Origin of the sequence: Paraburkholderia sp. GAS333, assembly GCF_050435665.1 — a bacterium.
GTDB lineage: Bacteria > Pseudomonadota > Gammaproteobacteria > Burkholderiales > Burkholderiaceae > Paraburkholderia > Paraburkholderia fungorum_A.
In genome coordinates this window covers 662360-678267 of sequence record NZ_JBNDKS010000001.1, presented here as the reverse complement: position 1 = coordinate 678267, position 15908 = coordinate 662360, and the positions used below count along the sequence as shown (strand labels likewise).

The window sequence follows — 15908 nt, the reverse complement described above, 5'->3', positions numbered from 1 at the left end:
TCGCGCAGCGTGTGATTGCGATACACGTAAAAAAAGCCCGGTAAAACCGGGCTTTTCCATTCATGCGCTCTGCGCGTTGCGTCGGTGACGCTCGCAGTGAGGCTCGACTAGTCCGTATAAACCACACGATACGGAATGCCGACCTTCTCCCATTCCGCCGCTTCCTGAATCAGGCTGTAATCGGTCAGCGGATTATTGGCAACCCACTCGTTCGGCAAGCGCACTTCATAGCCTCCGTTGACCTGAGCGACCGCGATGCCAGGCAAGCCGACATCCGCACGACGACGGCACAACAGCGCAGCCAGCCGCAGGCAGAACAGCAGCGGCCACTCTACCTCGCGCGTTTGCGACAGCTTGCCGAGCTTACCCGCGTGACCCAGCACCAGCGCAGCGAGCCGCGCCTGATCGGTGCGCGAAAAACCCGGCATGTCCGCATTACTCGTGATGTACGCCGAATGCTTGTGATACGCGCTGTGCGAAATCGACAAGCCGATTTCATGCAGCGACGCCGCCCAGTTGATAAACATCCGGTTTTCCACGCGACGCTCTTCGTCGGCTTCCTCGAACTGGTCGTAGAAGCTCACCGACAACTCGCCGATCCGCCCCGCCTGCGCACGATCGACGCCATAGCGGCGCATGAAGCCTTCCACCGTCACCGTACGCATATCTTCGTGCTGCGACCGGCCCAGCAGGTCGTACAGCACGCCGAGGCGCAATGCGCCGTCGGTGGTGTCGACGTAATCGACGCCGAGTTCGTCGAACACCGCGATCATGATCGACAGACCGCCGGCCAGCACCGGAATGCGGTCGCCCTTCAGCGCCACCAGTTTCAGCCGGTTGACGTTCTCCGCCTTGATCAGCGCGCGCTTGAGCCGTTCGAGGCCGCCGCGCGAAATGCCGTGCGTGATGCCCGGATCGTTGAAGCCGTTCGCCTCGACCAGTTCGGCTAGCGCGCGTGCCGTGCCCGACGAACCGATGGCCTGCTCCCAGCCGGTTTTCTTGTACTCGGAAGAGATGATCTGGATTTCACGGCCCGCGGCGAGTTCGGCCTGGCGCATCGTGTATTCGTCGACATTGCCAGCCGGAAAAAATGCGCGGCTATGACTCACGCAGCCGATGTACAGGCTCTCCATCTTGATCGGCGTGTAGTGCGAACCGATGATGAATTCCGTCGACCCGCCGCCGATATCGACCACCAGACGTTTGCCCGGACTGGCCGGCACGGAGTGTGCAGCGCCCGCGTAAATCAGACGCGCTTCTTCGCGCCCTGCAATCACTTCGATCGGGAAGCCGAGAGCGGCCTGCGCCTCGCCGAGAAATTCGCTCGCGTTCTTTGCAATGCGCAACGTGTTGGTCGCAACAGCACGCACGTGATCGGGATGGAAGTCGCGCAGACGCTCGCCGAAACGCTTCAACGCGTCCCAGCCGCGTACCTGCGACGCGCGATCGAGCATCTTGTCGCGCGACAGGCCGGCTGCGAGGCGCACCGGTTCGCGCAGTGCGTCGACCTGATAAATCTGGCTGCCCGCGTCGGTTTCCTCGACCCGGCCGACAATCAGACGGAAGCTGTTCGAGCCGAGGTCGACGGCAGCGAGGAGTTGTGGGGTATTGACCATCGGGTAAGCGGACTCCATGCGCGCAAGCGCGGCGGCAGTAGGCGACGAAGAAGATGCCGGACGCCCACCCGGTTTGCTGGGTTTCTGATGGCCGGCCGCGCTATTCAAAGACGCCATTCTAAGCGTACCGGGCCTCACGATGTCACCTTGCAGCAATGGGGGTGCCCGATGATCCCATAACCACTGCGTCATATTGACGACACGCAACGATACAAGCGTAGAATAAAAAAATTGCGAATGTCATAACAACGTCATCATATTGTGAGAATTTCCGAGCGTCTTTCCGCCTCTCTTCCTGACATTCCATTCTCGCTGCCGATGTCCATCCGCTATCCCCTTCTGAATCGCGAACTGGGCATTCTGGGTTTCAACGAGCGTGTGTTGGCACAAGCTGCCGACCCTGCCGTCCCTTTGCTCGAACGTTTGCGCTTCATCTGCATCACCAGCAGTAACCTCGACGAATTCTTCGAAGTCCGCATGGCCGGACTGCAGGAGCAGATGCGCGACAACCCCGGCGCATTGTCTCCGGACGGCATGTCGTTGCAGCACGTGTACGACCTCGTGGTCGAGCGTGCGCAGAAGCTCGTACATCGCCAGTACACGATGCTGCACGATACGGTGCTGCCCGCGCTCGAAGGCGAAGGCATCTATTTCCACGGCACCGAAGCGTGGAACGAAGCGCAGACCGAATGGGCGCGCAATTATTTCTTCGACGAACTGCTGCCGGTGCTCACGCCGATCGGACTCGATCCGGCGCATCCGTTTCCGCGCGTGCTCAACAAGAGCCTGAACTTCGTCGTCGAACTCGAAGGCAAGGACGCGTTCGGCCGTCAGGCGATGATGGGCATCGTGCAGGCGCCGCGCGCGCTGCCGCGCCTCGTGCGCATGCCACCGGATCTGTCGGGTTATCCGCATGGCTTCGTGCTGCTGAGCTCGCTGCTGCAGCGCTTTGTCGGCGAGCTGTTTCCTAATCTCGTGGTGCGTAGCTGCAACCAGTTCCGCATTACCCGTAACAGCGAACTGTTCGTCGACGAAGACGAAATCACCAATCTGCGCGTCGCGTTGCAGGGCGAATTGCCGGCGCGGCATCTGGGCAATGCGGTGCGGCTCGAAGTGTCGGCGGAAACACCTGCGCATGTCGTGCGACGCCTGCTCGACGAGAGCGGTCTGTCGAACAAGGACTGCTACTACGCGAACGGCCCCGTCAACCTGGTTCGGCTGATGCAATTGCCGGAAATGGTCGACCGGCCCGATCTGAAATTCGTTCCGCATATTCCTGCGATTCCGTCTGGCATCGCAAACAGCGCAAGCATGTTCGATGTGATCGATCAGGGCGACGTGCTGCTGCATCATCCGTACGAAAGTTTCCAGCCGGTGCTCGAGTTGCTGCTGCAGGCGGCCAAAGACCCGAACGTGGTGGCGATCAAGCAGACCATCTATCGCACCGGCACCGACTCGCCACTGATGGACGCGCTAATGCAGGCCGCGCGCAACGGCAAGGAAGTCACGGTGGTAGTCGAACTGCTCGCGCGCTTCGACGAAGAGACCAACATCAACTGGGCGTCGCAGCTCGAAGCGGTCGGTGCGCACGTGGTGTACGGCGTGGTGGGTCACAAGTGCCACGCGAAAATGATGCTGATCGTGCGGCGCGTGTCGGCGGGCGGCAAGACGACGCTCAAGCGTTATGTTCACCTCGGCACCGGCAACTATCATCCGCGTACCGCGCGTCTTTATACCGACTTCGGTTTGATGACCGCCGACCAGAAAATCTGCGAAGACGTGCATCACGTGTTCCAGCAACTGACGGGCATCGGCGGTGAACTGAAGCTGCACGAATTGTGGCAGTCGCCGTTCACGCTGCACCCCAAACTCGTTGACGCGATTCGCGCTGAAGCCGAACACGCGCGCGCGGGCAAGAAAGCGCGCATCGTCGCGAAGATGAACGCGCTGCTCGAGCCCACGGTGATCGCCGAGTTGTATGAGGCGTCGCAGGCCGGCGTGAAAATCGACCTGATCGTTCGCGGCGTGTGTTCGTTGCAGCCGGGCGTGGCGGGCTTGTCGGAGAACATCACAGTGCGTTCGATCGTCGGGCGCTTTCTCGAACATCACCGCATCTTCTATTTCTACGACGACGGCCGCGAACAGGTCTATCTGTCGAGCGCCGACTGGATGGACCGCAATTTCTTCCGCCGCGTGGAAGTCGCGTTCCCGATCAACAACCGGCGTCTGAAGCGGCGCGTCATCGCGGAAGGTCTGTCGGCGTTCCTCGGCGACAATCAAACCGCGTGGCTGATGCAAAGCGATGGACACTATCGTCGTCGGCGTCCGGGCAAGTCGTCGCGCAATGCGCAGATGAGTCTGCTGACGAAGTTCTGCCCTTGAGCGACAAGTGTGCGCCCGTTGTTCAGACGGGCGCATTCGCATTCTGATTCGGGACGCGCATAAAAAAACCGCCTTATTCAGGCGGTTTTTTTCATGCGATGTATCTGCAGATGGCTATCAAACCGGCGCGGGTTGCCGACGTGCAGTGCGGTACACCGGGAAGCGCACGGTGAACGTACTGCCACGTCCCTCTTCGCTCTTCACGTCGAGTTGCGCCTCGTGCCGTTGCAGCACGTGCTTGACGATGGCAAGGCCCAGACCCGTGCCACCGGTATCGCGCGAACGGCTGCGATCGACGCGATAGAAGCGCTCGGTCAGCCGCGGAATGTCCGCTGCCGGAATGCCCAAGCCGCTATCAGTGACGGAAAACACCGCGTGACCGCCTTGCGAATGCCAGTTCACGCGGATCGCGCCGCCATCCGGCGTATAGCGGATCGCGTTGGTCACGAGGTTGCCCAACGCGCTGAGAATTTCGGTTTCGACGCCGGTCACCGTCAGCCCTTCGTCGGTGTCGAATGCGATCTTATGGTGATCGCTCGACAAGCTTTCCGCGTCGTCCTGCAGATGCCGCAGCACTGCACGCATGTCGATCATCTGATCGCTCGGCGGCTTGTTGTCGCCTTCGAGTTTCGCGAGCACCAGCAGGTCGCTAACGATATGACGCATGCGCGACGCCTGCTGCTCCATCAGTTCAAGATAACGCGAACGCTCGCCTTCGCTCAGCGGCAACTCGCGCATCGTCTCCAGAAAACCGGACAGCACGGTCAGCGGCGTCTTCAGTTCGTGCGACACGTTGGCGACGAAATCGCGCCGCATCGCGTCGGTACGCTCCAGTTCGGTAATGTCCTGCGACAACACCAGCTTGCGATTTTCGCCATAAGGAAACACCTGCACCGACAGCACGTTCTGACGCTTGTCGCCCATGCCGCGCATGATCAGCATCTGCTCGTACTGATGCGAATTCAGATAGCGGACAAAGTCGGGATGGCGCACCAGATGCGTGATGTGCTGACGCAGATCGCGCTTGGCATCGAGACCAAAATGACTCTCGGAAATGGCGTTGCACCATTCGATCTGATCATGATCGTCGAGCATCGCCACACCGTTCGGCGATGCCTGGATAGCCTGAATGAAACGCGAATGCTGTTGCTCGACCTGGCGCACCTGCGCGTGCCAGCGCTTCGCGAGCTTATGCAAACGGTAATAGATTTCGCCCCAGATGCCTGGCGCGCTCGGCACTTCGCCGTACACCGGCGCATCGAGCAGGCGCCACAGCCGCTGCTTGTGAAACGTGCTGAAAATGCTCTGTGCAAGCAGCATGACGATCGCGAGGACGAGTGCTGCCTTGACGTTCACGACTGCGCCGACCACCGCGCAAAGAACAGCCAGCAGCACGATCGACACGAGGGAGCGCGCCCAGATGATGTTCATGGTCTAGCGATCGAAGAGAAAAGCACACGCGCCGAAATGGAATTTGCCGCGCCTCGGTATTGCGAATACGACGGTGCGAACGTAACTGGCGTACCTGCCGCGAGCGGCGCAAGTGGTCTGAAAACCAGTCGCGCCGCGAGAGCTTATCAGGCGCTCTTCGCCAGACGGTAGCCGCTGCCGCGCACCGTTTCGATCATAGCATCGCATCCGGCCGGCTTCAGAGCCGCGCGCAGACGCTTGATGTGCACGTCCACCGTGCGCTCTTCGACGAACACGTGGTCGCCCCACACCTGATCGAGCAGTTGCGTACGGCTATGCACGCGCTCCGGGTGCGTCATGAAAAAGTGCAGCAGACGGAATTCCGTCGGACCCAGATCGAGCTTGATCTCGCTGCCTTCGGCATGCGCGGCGACGCGGTGCGTAGCCGGATCGAGCTTGAGACCGTTGATCGCGACGAGGTCTTCGGTCAACTGCGGCGCGCGGCGGCGCAACACCGCCTTGATACGCGCCATCAGTTCCTTCGGCGAGAACGGCTTCGTGACGTAGTCGTCCGCACCGATTTCGAGGCCCAGCACCTTGTCCTGTTCATCGCCACGCGCGGTCAGCATGATGATCGGAATGTGCTTGGTGCGCTCGTTGTTGCGCAGATCGCGAGCGAACGCAATGCCCGATTTACCCGGCAACATCCAGTCGAGCAGGACGAGGTCGGGCAGCACGTCGCTGATCAGGTTCTGCGCCTGCTCCGCGTTGTACGCGCGAATCGGGCAGTGTCCGGCGTGTTGAAGATTGACCGAAATCAATTCGGAAATGGCGGGCTCATCTTCAATGACGAGAATGCTGCTGGGCATCGGCACCTCTGTTCCTTGTCTCTTGATTAACTGAGTGCTTCGCGTTCGAGCGCGTCGCGCGACTTGTGCCGCACGTCGGTGCCCTTCACGATGTAAATGATGAATTCCGCGATGTTCTTCGCGTGGTCGCCGATCCGCTCGATCGCCTTCGCGATGAACAGAAAATCGAGGCCCACCGAAATCGAACGCGGATCTTCGGTCATGTACGAAATCAGTTTGCGCACGAACGCGCGGAATTCTTCGTCGATCGCTTTATCGTCGCGCACGATCTGCGCGGCGGCGACTGTATCGAGACGCGCGAACGCGTCGAGCGCGCGGCGCAGGATCGACACCGCCATTTCGCCCGACAGCTTGATCTCGGCGATATTGATGGTGCGCGACGCGCCGTCTTCCATCAGACGCTTGGTGCGCTTGGCGATTTTTTCCGCTTCGTCGCCGGCGCGTTCGAGGTTCGTGATGGTCTTCGAAATCGCGATCAGCAGACGCAGGTCACGCGCGGCCGGCTGACGGCGCGCGATGATGTTGCTGCACTCTTCGTCAATATCAACTTCCATCTTGTTCAGACGGTCTTCGGCCGCGATCACCTGCTCGGCGATATCGAGGTCGAATTCGTTGAGCGCCTGCATCGCGTTGACGATTTGCGATTCGACGAGGCCGCCCATTTCGAGCACCTTCGAGGACACCAGATTCAGGTCGGCATCGAACTGGCTGGACAAGTGTTTATCGGACATGTCGTACTCCCTTATTCTGCGCTGTGGCTTAGCCGAAGCGGCCAGTGATGTAGTCCTCGGTTTCCTTGCGGACCGGCTTGATGAAGATCTTTTCGGTGTCGCCGAATTCGATCAACTCGCCGAGGTACATGTAGGCAGTGTAGTCCGAACAGCGGGCCGCCTGTTGCATGTTGTGCGTGACGATCACCACCGTGTAATCGCTCTTCAATTCGGCGATCAGCTCTTCGATACGCCCCGTCGAAATCGGGTCGAGTGCCGAGCACGGCTCGTCGAGCAACAGCACTTCCGGACGGATCGCGATACCGCGCGCGATACACAGACGCTGCTGCTGACCGCCCGACAAACCGTAGCCGCTCTGGCCCAGTTTGTCCTTCACTTCGTTCCACAACGCGGCCTTGGTGAGCGCCCATTCGACGCGGTCATCCATTTCCGAGCGCGGCAGCGTTTCGAACATCTTCACGCCGAATGCGATGTTGTCGTAGATCGACATCGGGAACGGCGTCGGCTTCTGGAACACCATGCCGATCCGCGCGCGCAGCAGCGAGATATCGCGCTTGGAGGTCAGCAGGTTTTCGCCGTCCATCATGATCTCGCCTTCCGCGCGCTGCTCCGGATAGAGCGCGTACATCTTGTTCAGCGTGCGCAGCAGCGTGGACTTGCCGCAACCCGACGGGCCGATGAACGCGGTCACCTTGCCTTCGGGAATGTGCAGGTTGATGTTCTTCAGCGCGTGGTACTTGCCGTAGAAGAAGTTCAGGTCGTTGATCTCGATCTTCGGACGCGACGGCGACGAAGCCTGGCCGCTCTGGACGGGATCGGAACCGGCGGGCGCGGCTTGACGCGCGATCGGATTGAGTTGAGTTTCTGCCATATTCATCGGATTACACTCCGCCCTTACTTATTCGAGAAGACCGTGCGCGCGAGGACATTCAGTCCGAGCACCGCGAGCGTGATCAGGAAGACGCCGGCCCATGCGAGCGATTGCCATTGCGCAAACGGGCTCATCGCAAACTTGTAGATCGTAACCGGCAGATTCGCAACCGGCTGATTCATGTCCATCGAGAAGAACTGGTTCGACAGCGCGGTGAACAACAGCGGCGCGGTTTCGCCGGCAATACGTGCAACGCCGAGCAGAACGCCCGTCACGATGCCGGAGACGGAGGCCTTCAACGTGATCGACAGCACCATTTTCCACTTCGGCGTGCCGAGTGCGAAGGCGGCTTCACGCAGTGCGTTCGGCACCAGCTTCAGCATGTTTTCGGTCGTGCGGATCACGATGGGGATCTGCAGCAACGCGAGTGCGAACACACCCGCCCAGCCGCTGAAGTGACCCATTTTCGCGACCACCAGAGCGTAGACGAACAGACCGATCACGATCGACGGCGCCGACAGCAGAATGTCGTTGATGAAGCGCGTGATCTGGGCGAGCCAGCCCTTCTGACCGTATTCGGCGAGGTAGACGCCCGCCAGAATACCGATCGGCGTGCCGATGAAGGTCGCGAGTCCCACCAGCATCAGGCTGCCGACAATCGCGTTGGCAAGACCGCCGCCGTCGGTATTCGGCGGAGGCGTGGACTGAGTGAACAACTCGACGGACAACCCACCGATACCCAGCCGCAGCGTCGTATAGAGAATCCACACGAGCCACACGAGACCGAACGCCATTGCCGCGAGCGACATGGTCAATGCAATCGCGTTCTTGAAACGGCGGCGTCCTTGAAGACGCACACGCATGGCTTCGAGTTGGGCGGGATCGTGCGAACCCGGCATATTCAAAGTGGGCTGGCTCATTTCGCGCCCTCCCCTTTTTCGAGGCGAAGCAGCATGATTTTCGAAATCGCCAGCACGATGAAAGTAATCACGAACAGGATCAGGCCGAGTTCCATCAGCGCCGACGTATGCAGACCAGGGTCCGCTTCAGCGAACTCGTTGGCGAGCGCCGACGTGATGCTGTTGCCCGGCGAGAACAGCGAAATATTGTCGAGCAGATTGGTATTGCCGATCACGAACGTGACCGCCATCGTCTCGCCGAGCGCGCGGCCGAGACCCAGCATCACGCCGCCGATCACACCGGTCTTCGTGAAGGGCAACACGATTTTCCACATCACTTCCCACGTCGTGCAGCCGATGCCGTAAGCCGATTCCTTCAGCAGAACCGGCGTGACTTCGAACACGTCACGCATCACCGAAGCAATGTACGGAATGATCATGATCGCGAGAATCACACCGGCGCACAGAATGCCGATGCCGATCGGCGGCCCGGAAAACAGCGCGCCGACGAACGGAATCCCGCCGAGCACCACGCCGAGCGGCTTCTGGAAATACTGCGCGAAGATCGGCGCGAAGACGAGCAGACCCCACATACCGTAGACGATCGACGGAATCGCGGCGAGCAGCTCGATCGCGATGCCGAGCGGTCGGCGCAGCCAGGCGGGCGCGAGTTCGGTCAGGAAGAGCGCGATGCCGAAGCTGACGGGCACCGCGATGATGAGTGCAATAAGCGACGTGGCGATCGTGCCGTAAATCGGCACCAGTGCGCCGAATTGCTTGCTTGGTGGATCCCACTCGGCGGTCCACAGGAAGCGGAAGCCGAACTCCTTGATCGACGGCATGGACGCGACGACCAGCGAGACGATGATGCCGCCGAGCAGCAGTAGCGTGATGATGGCGGAAAGGCGTGTCAAACCGCCGAAGATCACGTCGCCGGCGCGGCTGGGCGCCTTCTGCTGCGACGTGCTGCCGGGCGGCGTGGACCTGCTTGCGCCAGACGCTAATTGGATATCGGACATGAGAGCCTGATGGACCTGTTTCCAGTTGCCGTATGACACGTGTCGTGCGGCCGGTGATGCTCGAGTTAAGCTGAATTCGATGCTGGATGAATGCCGCACGTAATTGCAGGTAACCTCGCTGCAAGTTTGCCGTTGCGGTTAATGCCATTGGCCGTCCTCACAGGAGGACGGCCAATGTAGTGCGACTTGCTGTTGCTTACGTCAGAAGCTTAGTCGGCGATCGACTTGCCTGCTGCGTCTTTGACCTTCGCCTTCCATTGCGTGCGGATTTCAGCCGTGACCGAATCCGGCAGCGAGATGTAGTCCAGATCGTTTGCAGCTTGCGTGCCGTTCTTGAACGCCCAGTCGAAGAACTTCAGCGTTTCCGTGCCTTGCGCCGGCTTGTCCTGCGCCGTGTGCAGCAGCACGAACGTTGCGCCGACGACCGGCCATGCGTCCTTGCCCGGCTCGTTCGTCAGGATCTGGTAGAACGACTTCGACCAGTCAGCACCGGCAGCCGCTGCCTTGAACGTTTCCGTCTTCGGCTCGACCACTGCGCCCGACGAATTCTTCAGCGCTGCGTACGTCATGTGGTTCTGCTTCGCGTACGCCCATTCCACGTAGCCGATTGCGCCCGGCAGACGTTGCACGAAGGCTGCGACGCCGTCGTTGCCCTTGCCGCCCGTACCCGTCGGCCAGTTGACCGTTGCGCCTTCACCGACCTTCGCCTTCCAGTCAGCGTTGACCTTCGACAGGTAGTTCGTCCAGATGAAGCTGGTGCCCGAACCGTCGGCGCGGCGAACCACGGCGATGTCGGTATCCGGCAGCTTGATCTTCGGGTTCAACGCGACGATTGCCGGGTCGTTCCACTTCTTGATCTTGCCCAGGTAGATGTCGCCGAGCACTTCACCCGACAACACCAGTTCGCCCGGCTTCACGCCCGGCACGTTGATTGCCGGAACCACGCCGCCGACCACCGTCGGGAACTGGAACAGGCCTTCCTTCGCGAGTTCTTCGTCTTTCAGCGGAGCGTCCGAACCGGCGAAATCCACGGTCTTCGCGACGATCTGCTTCACGCCACCCGACGAACCGATACCTTGATAGTTAACCTTGCCGCCGCCCGACTTCTGATAGGCGTCAGCCCACTTCGTGTAGATCGGTGCTGCGAAGGTGCTGCCCGCGCCAGTGATGTCTGCGGCTTGCGCTGCGATAGCGAAAAGCGCGCCAGCGACGCCAGCGAACACGGTTTGCATCAATTTCATGAGACCTCCAAGGGTGTGAGCGGGTGTGAGCGAGTAACTCGAACACCGCGAAGCTTAGGGTCTATTTATGACAGTAACGTGACTTATCGTGAATCGGATGTGACAGTAGGATTACGGCGCGAAAGGTCGTTGGGATGGTGAATTGCGGGTTTCACGGCGCTTTGGGCGCTATTTGTATGTTGATTGGGTTGTATGGCGGGGTGAGAACGTTTGCGAGGGAAATCAGAAGCGGATAAGCACGGGGGATGGTGCCGCGGTGATTGGCTAGATTGTGGCGGATTGCCGCAGGGGATGGCGGGGGCAAAATCTGAAGGCCGTTAGTTGCGATGAGGACGCGTGAGCGCAGCGGCTGTCAGTTGCGCGAGGAATGCGCAGGTTTGCGGTCCGTTAGTTGCGGGAGTTGTAGAGCGCGGATTCTAGGAGAACTGCTAGTTGGGACTGCCGCTGCGATGGCAGCGTCAACGACAGCGGCAACGGCACGCCAATAGCGCCGCGCCGCTGCCTGAATACCGCTTAAGCCGTAGCCTGCCTCACCGCATCCGCGATAGTTTCCGAATGCAGAACCGCGTCGTCGGCACTTTCCGCTTCGACCATCACGCGCAGAACCGGCTCTGTACCGGATGCACGAATCAGCACGCGCCCGCGCCCTTTCAACGCGTCTTCGGCCGTGCCGATCGCGCGACGGATCGAGTCGCTGCCCTTCCAGTCCGCGTCAGGTTTCATGCGCACGTTGATCAGCTTCTGCGGGAATAGCGTGACGCCCTCCAGCAATTCGGCGAGCTGCTTGCCGCTGCGCTGCATCGCCGCCAGCACCAGCAACGCGGAGACGATACCGTCGCCGGTCGAGTGACGATCCAGCGACAGAATGTGTCCCGAACCCTCCGCGCCGAGCTGCCAGCCGTGCTCGCGCAACTGTTCGAGCACGTAACGATCGCCGACCGCCGCGCGCACGAACTTCACGCCGGCTTCCTGCAACGCGACCTCGACGGCCATATTGGTCATCAACGTACCGACTGCGCCCGGCACTTTGCCTTCGGTCGCGATCCGGTCCTTGACCAGCACGTACAGCAGTTCGTCGCCGTTATACAGACGCCCCGCCGCATCCACCACCTGCAGACGGTCGGCGTCGCCATCGAGCGCGATACCGAGGTCCGCGTGATTCGCGCGCACCGCGCGCACGAGCGCATCGGGTGCGGTCGCGCCGACACCGTCGTTGATGTTGAAGCCGTTCGGCGACACGCCGATTGGAATCACCTCGGCGCCGAGTTCGTGGAACACGTGCGGCGCGACGTCATAAGCGGCACCGTGCGCACAGTCGACCACCAGCTTCATGCCACGCAGATCGTACGCAGCCGGGAACGTGCTTTTGCAGAACTCGATATAGCGACCGGCGGCGTCGTCGAGCCGCCGAGCCTTGCCGAGCTGTTCGGAGGCGGCGCAGGCGAGCGGCTGATCGAGTTGCTCTTCGATCATCGACTCCACTTCGTCCGGCAACTTGTTGCCGTCGGCGGAGAAAAATTTGATGCCGTTGTCGTAATACGGGTTATGCGACGCGCTAATGACGACGCCTGCGGCAAGCCGCAGTGCGCGCGTCAGATACGCAATGCCCGGGGTCGGCATGGGACCGGCGAGCATCACGTCGACGCCCGCTGCCGAAAATCCCGACTCGAGCGCCGCTTCGAGCATGTAGCCCGACACACGCGTGTCTTTACCGATCAGCACTGTTGGCCGCGTGCCGGATTTGGCCCAGCGATCCGCGCCCGCGAGCACCTTGCCCGCAGCGTAACCGAGCCGCAGCACGAATTCCGGGGTAATCGGTCCTTCGCCAACCTTGCCTCGAATCCCGTCCGTTCCAAAGTAACGACGTGCCATTTTTATCTATCTCCCGTGGCGTTGGGTTCAATCGTGCGCGCGGGCGTGTTTCGCCGCATCGCGCATAGCTGCCCATACTTTCAATGAATCTACAGTTTGTAAGACGTCATGGACACGCAGAATTGCCGCGCCCCGTTCGGCTGCGCACACAGCCGCTGCGATGCTGCCCGCGACGCGCTCCGGCGCCGGGCGCCCGACCACCGCGCCGATCATCGATTTGCGCGACATGCCCGCAAGAATCGGATACGGCGGCTCGGCGCGTGGAGCCGTGTCCGGCAGATGCGCGAGCAGCGCATAGTTATGCTCGATCACCGCCTTGCCGAAGCCAAACCCCGGATCAACGCTAATGCGTTCGCGCGCGACACCAGCCTGCTGCAACGTAGCCACGCGCTCCTCGAGAAAATGGCGAACTTCGCTCACCACATCTTCATAGGCAGGCTCGCCGAGTTGCATGGTCTGCGGCTCACCGAGCATATGCATCACGCATAGACCGCAATTGCTGTCGCGCACAGCGTCAACTGCGCCGGGCATGCGAAAGCCCCAAATATCGTTGATCAGATCAGCGCCCGCAGTCAGCGCGTGGCGCATCACTTCCGGCTTATAAGTATCGATCGACAGCGGCACGTTCGCGCCGCGTAGTTGCTCGACAAGCGGAATCACGCGTTCGAGTTCCTCGTCGAGTGGCACGGGGGGCGCCCCCGGCCGAGTCGATTCGCCGCCGATATCGATGATATCCACGCCGTCGAGCATCATCCGCTCCGCCTGGCGCAGCGCATCGTCGCGCATCGCGTACTTGCCACCATCGGAAAAAGAATCGGGCGTGACGTTCAGAATGCCCATCACCAAAGGGCGTTCAAAGGTCAGCTTGAAGCGGCCGCATTGCAGCGGCGCGGGGACGGGAAGAAAACTGCAATCGACTTTCGACACGTAGCGAACTTCACGCAAAACAAATAAATGCAAAACGGGCCGGCGTGGAACACACCGGCCCGCACTTTCTACTATTTGACGATCAGGCGGGTGCGGTTGCGCTACCCGGCTTGACCTCAGCGCCCGGACTTCCGCCCGACGAGGCGTCGCTTGCCGACGGCGGCGAGCTCTTCGGCGAGCGCGGCGGACGGCCAGCCATGATGTCGTTGATCTGATCGGCGTCGATCGTCTCCCACTCCATCAGTGCGGCTGTCATCGCTTCGACCTTGTCGCGATTTTCGTCCAGCAGGCGCTTTGCGAGCGTGTACTGCTCGTCCAGCACGCGGCGAATTTCAGCATCGACCTTTTGCTGAGTCGCTTCCGAAATCGTACGCGTGAAGCCACGGCCAAAAGGCGTTGCGTCGTTCTCGTCGTCGACGTAGACCATCGGCCCCAATGCATCGGTCATACCGAAACGGGCTACCATTGCACGCGCTGTTTGGGTTGCCTTGTTGAAGTCGTCCGATGCACCCGTGCTGATCAGGTTCAGGAACAACTCTTCGGCAACGCGGCCGCCGAACAGAATCGCGAGACGATCGAGCAGGTAGTCCTTCGAATACGTTTCGTTGTCATGCTCCGGCAACTGCCACGTTACGCCCAACGCACGGCCACGCGGAATAATCGTGACCTTGTGCACCGGATCGGCCTTCGGCAACAGCTTGGCAATCACCGCATGACCCGACTCGTGATAGGCCGTTGCACGCTTCGACTCTTCGCGGATCACGGCCGACTTGCGCTCCGGACCCATGAAGATCTTGTCCTTCGCGTCTTCAAAGTCGTTCATCTCGACAATGCGCTTGCCACGGCGAGCCGCAAACAATGCCGCTTCGTTCACAAGGTTCGCGAGATCAGCGCCCGAGAAGCCCGGCGTGCCGCGCGCGATCACCGCTGCGTCGACGTCGTTCGAAATCGGCACCTTGCGCAGGTGAACCTTCATGATGTGCTCGCGACCGCGAATATCCGGCAGACCGACATACACCTGACGGTCGAAACGGCCCGGACGCAGCAGAGCCTTGTCGAGTACGTCCGAACGGTTCGTTGCAGCGATCACGATCACGCCCGAGTTCGCTTCGAAGCCGTCCATCTCGACCAGCATCTGGTTCAACGTCTGTTCGCGTTCGTCGTTACCGCCGCCCATGCCGGCGCCACGATGACGGCCGACCGCGTCGATTTCGTCGATGAACACGATACACGGTGCGTGCTTCTTCGCCTGTTCGAACATGTCGCGCACACGAGCCGCACCCACACCGACGAACATTTCAACGAAGTCCGAACCCGAGATGCTGAAGAACGGCACTTTCGCTTCGCCGGCGATTGCGCGCGCCAGCAAAGTCTTACCCGTTCCCGGTGGCCCAACCAGCAGCACGCCACGCGGAATTCGACCACCCAGCTTCTGAAATTTCTGCGGATCGCGCAGGAAGTCAACGAGTTCGGAGACTTCTTCTTTCGCTTCGTCGCAACCGGCAACGTCGGTGAAATTGATTGCGTTGTTGTTCTCGTCGATCAGACGAGCACGGGATTTGCCGAACGAGAATGCCCCGCCTTTGCCGCCCCCCTGCATCTGTCGCATCATGTAGAACCAGAAACCGATGATCAGGATCGTCGGCCCGAGGTAGTACAGCGCCGACACCAGCGCATTGGGTTCGTCATCAGCCTTGCCGCTCACCTGAACGCCATACTTCATCAGATCGCCGACCATCCAGATGTCGCCGGGCGACACGATCTGGTACTTCTGGCCGTCTGCTGGAGTGACCGTGAGGTTCCGCCCCTGGACGATGACGTTCTTGACTTTGCCGGCCTTAGCGTCATCCATGAACTGCGAATAGGAAACACCTTCCTGGACACGGGGCTTGTCGAACTGCTTGAACACCGTAAACAGCACCAGTGCGATAACCAGCCACACTGCCGCCTTCGAAAACATATTGTTGTTCAAAGCACCACTCCTTCACTTAGACGGGCGCCTACATTTGCCTTGCGGCACCACGAAAGCATTCTAATCCAGTCCGCAGACCCCTGCCATAAGGTTTCGCTA

At 60.6% G+C, this 15908-nt stretch carries 12 protein-coding genes; 1 reads left to right on the top strand and 11 read right to left on the bottom strand.

Annotated elements, in window-relative coordinates; all coding sequences use genetic code 11:
- Positions 1-107 precede the first annotated feature (107 nt).
- A complete protein-coding gene (gene ppx, locus ABH945_RS03140) occupies positions 108-1733 on the bottom strand; it encodes an exopolyphosphatase (RefSeq protein ID WP_074764829.1) in 1626 nt (541 codons plus the stop codon).
- 201 nt (positions 1734-1934) lie between these two features.
- Here ppx and ppk1 point away from each other — a divergent pair, with 201 nt between their 5' ends.
- Positions 1935-3998 carry a polyphosphate kinase 1 gene (gene ppk1 / locus ABH945_RS03135; RefSeq protein ID WP_074764831.1) on the top strand — a complete coding sequence of 688 codons (2064 nt, stop codon included), beginning with the start codon at positions 1935-1937 and terminating at the stop codon, positions 3996-3998.
- Positions 3999-4115: 117 nt separating this feature from the next.
- Here the strand turns inward: ppk1 and phoR are convergent, their stop codons facing one another.
- From phoR to ftsH, 10 genes are all read right to left on the bottom strand, one after another.
- On the bottom strand, positions 4116-5429 hold the full coding sequence (gene phoR, locus ABH945_RS03130) for a phosphate regulon sensor histidine kinase PhoR (RefSeq protein WP_074764833.1): 1314 nt from the start codon (positions 5427-5429) through the stop codon (positions 4116-4118).
- Positions 5430-5575: 146 nt separating this feature from the next.
- Positions 5576-6277, bottom strand: coding sequence for a phosphate regulon transcriptional regulator PhoB (gene phoB / locus ABH945_RS03125; RefSeq protein ID WP_028199153.1), 702 nt, complete (start codon positions 6275-6277; stop codon positions 5576-5578).
- Positions 6278-6303: 26 nt separating this feature from the next.
- A complete protein-coding gene (gene phoU, locus ABH945_RS03120; RefSeq protein WP_074764835.1) occupies positions 6304-7008 on the bottom strand; it encodes a phosphate signaling complex protein PhoU in 705 nt (234 codons plus the stop codon).
- A gap of 28 nt (positions 7009-7036) precedes the next feature.
- The gene (gene pstB / locus ABH945_RS03115; protein WP_074764837.1) at positions 7037-7885 is read right to left on the bottom strand and encodes a phosphate ABC transporter ATP-binding protein PstB; all 849 of its coding nucleotides are present in this window, start codon (positions 7883-7885) and stop codon (positions 7037-7039) included.
- A 17-nt stretch (positions 7886-7902) separates the two neighbouring features.
- Entirely contained in the window at positions 7903-8799 is an 897-nt protein-coding gene (pstA, locus tag ABH945_RS03110) for a phosphate ABC transporter permease PstA (protein ID WP_074764839.1), read from the bottom strand.
- Positions 8796-9797, bottom strand: a complete 1002-nt coding sequence (gene pstC, locus ABH945_RS03105) for a phosphate ABC transporter permease PstC (RefSeq protein ID WP_074764841.1) — start codon at positions 9795-9797, stop codon at positions 8796-8798. Before pstC ends, pstA begins: the two co-directional genes overlap by 4 nt.
- 209 nt (positions 9798-10006) lie before the next feature.
- The gene (gene pstS / locus ABH945_RS03100) at positions 10007-11038 is read right to left on the bottom strand and encodes a phosphate ABC transporter substrate-binding protein PstS (RefSeq protein WP_074764843.1); all 1032 of its coding nucleotides are present in this window, start codon (positions 11036-11038) and stop codon (positions 10007-10009) included.
- A 513-nt stretch (positions 11039-11551) separates the two neighbouring features.
- Positions 11552-12910 carry a phosphoglucosamine mutase gene (gene glmM / locus ABH945_RS03095; RefSeq protein WP_429249674.1) on the bottom strand — a complete coding sequence of 453 codons (1359 nt, stop codon included), beginning with the start codon at positions 12908-12910 and terminating at the stop codon, positions 11552-11554.
- Between the two features lie 27 nt (positions 12911-12937).
- Complete coding sequence (gene folP / locus ABH945_RS03090; RefSeq protein WP_429250356.1) at positions 12938-13750, bottom strand: dihydropteroate synthase; 813 nt, start codon at positions 13748-13750, stop codon at positions 12938-12940.
- Positions 13751-13919: 169 nt separating this feature from the next.
- A complete protein-coding gene (ftsH, locus tag ABH945_RS03085; protein ID WP_429249673.1) occupies positions 13920-15809 on the bottom strand; it encodes an ATP-dependent zinc metalloprotease FtsH in 1890 nt (629 codons plus the stop codon).
- Positions 15810-15908 lie beyond the last annotated feature (99 nt).

Bases quoted from the DNA above. Each gene is read 5' to 3' on its own strand.
- ppx (WP_074764829.1), bottom strand. From the start codon at position 1,733: ATGGCGTCTTTGAATAGCGCGGCCGGCCATCAGAAACCCAGCAAACCG.
- ppk1 (WP_074764831.1), top strand. From the start codon at position 1,935: ATGTCCATCCGCTATCCCCTTCTGAATCGCGAACTGGGCATTCTGGGT.
- phoR (WP_074764833.1), bottom strand. From the start codon at position 5,429: ATGAACATCATCTGGGCGCGCTCCCTCGTGTCGATCGTGCTGCTGGCT.
- phoB (WP_028199153.1), bottom strand. From the start codon at position 6,277: ATGCCCAGCAGCATTCTCGTCATTGAAGATGAGCCCGCCATTTCCGAA.
- phoU (WP_074764835.1), bottom strand. From the start codon at position 7,008: ATGTCCGATAAACACTTGTCCAGCCAGTTCGATGCCGACCTGAATCTG.
- pstB (WP_074764837.1), bottom strand. From the start codon at position 7,885: ATGAATATGGCAGAAACTCAACTCAATCCGATCGCGCGTCAAGCCGCG.
- pstA (WP_074764839.1), bottom strand. From the start codon at position 8,799: ATGAGCCAGCCCACTTTGAATATGCCGGGTTCGCACGATCCCGCCCAA.
- pstC (WP_074764841.1), bottom strand. From the start codon at position 9,797: ATGTCCGATATCCAATTAGCGTCTGGCGCAAGCAGGTCCACGCCGCCC.
- pstS (WP_074764843.1), bottom strand. From the start codon at position 11,038: ATGAAATTGATGCAAACCGTGTTCGCTGGCGTCGCTGGCGCGCTTTTC.
- glmM (WP_429249674.1), bottom strand. From the start codon at position 12,910: ATGGCACGTCGTTACTTTGGAACGGACGGGATTCGAGGCAAGGTTGGC.
- folP (WP_429250356.1), bottom strand. From the start codon at position 13,750: ATGGGCATTCTGAACGTCACGCCCGATTCTTTTTCCGATGGTGGCAAG.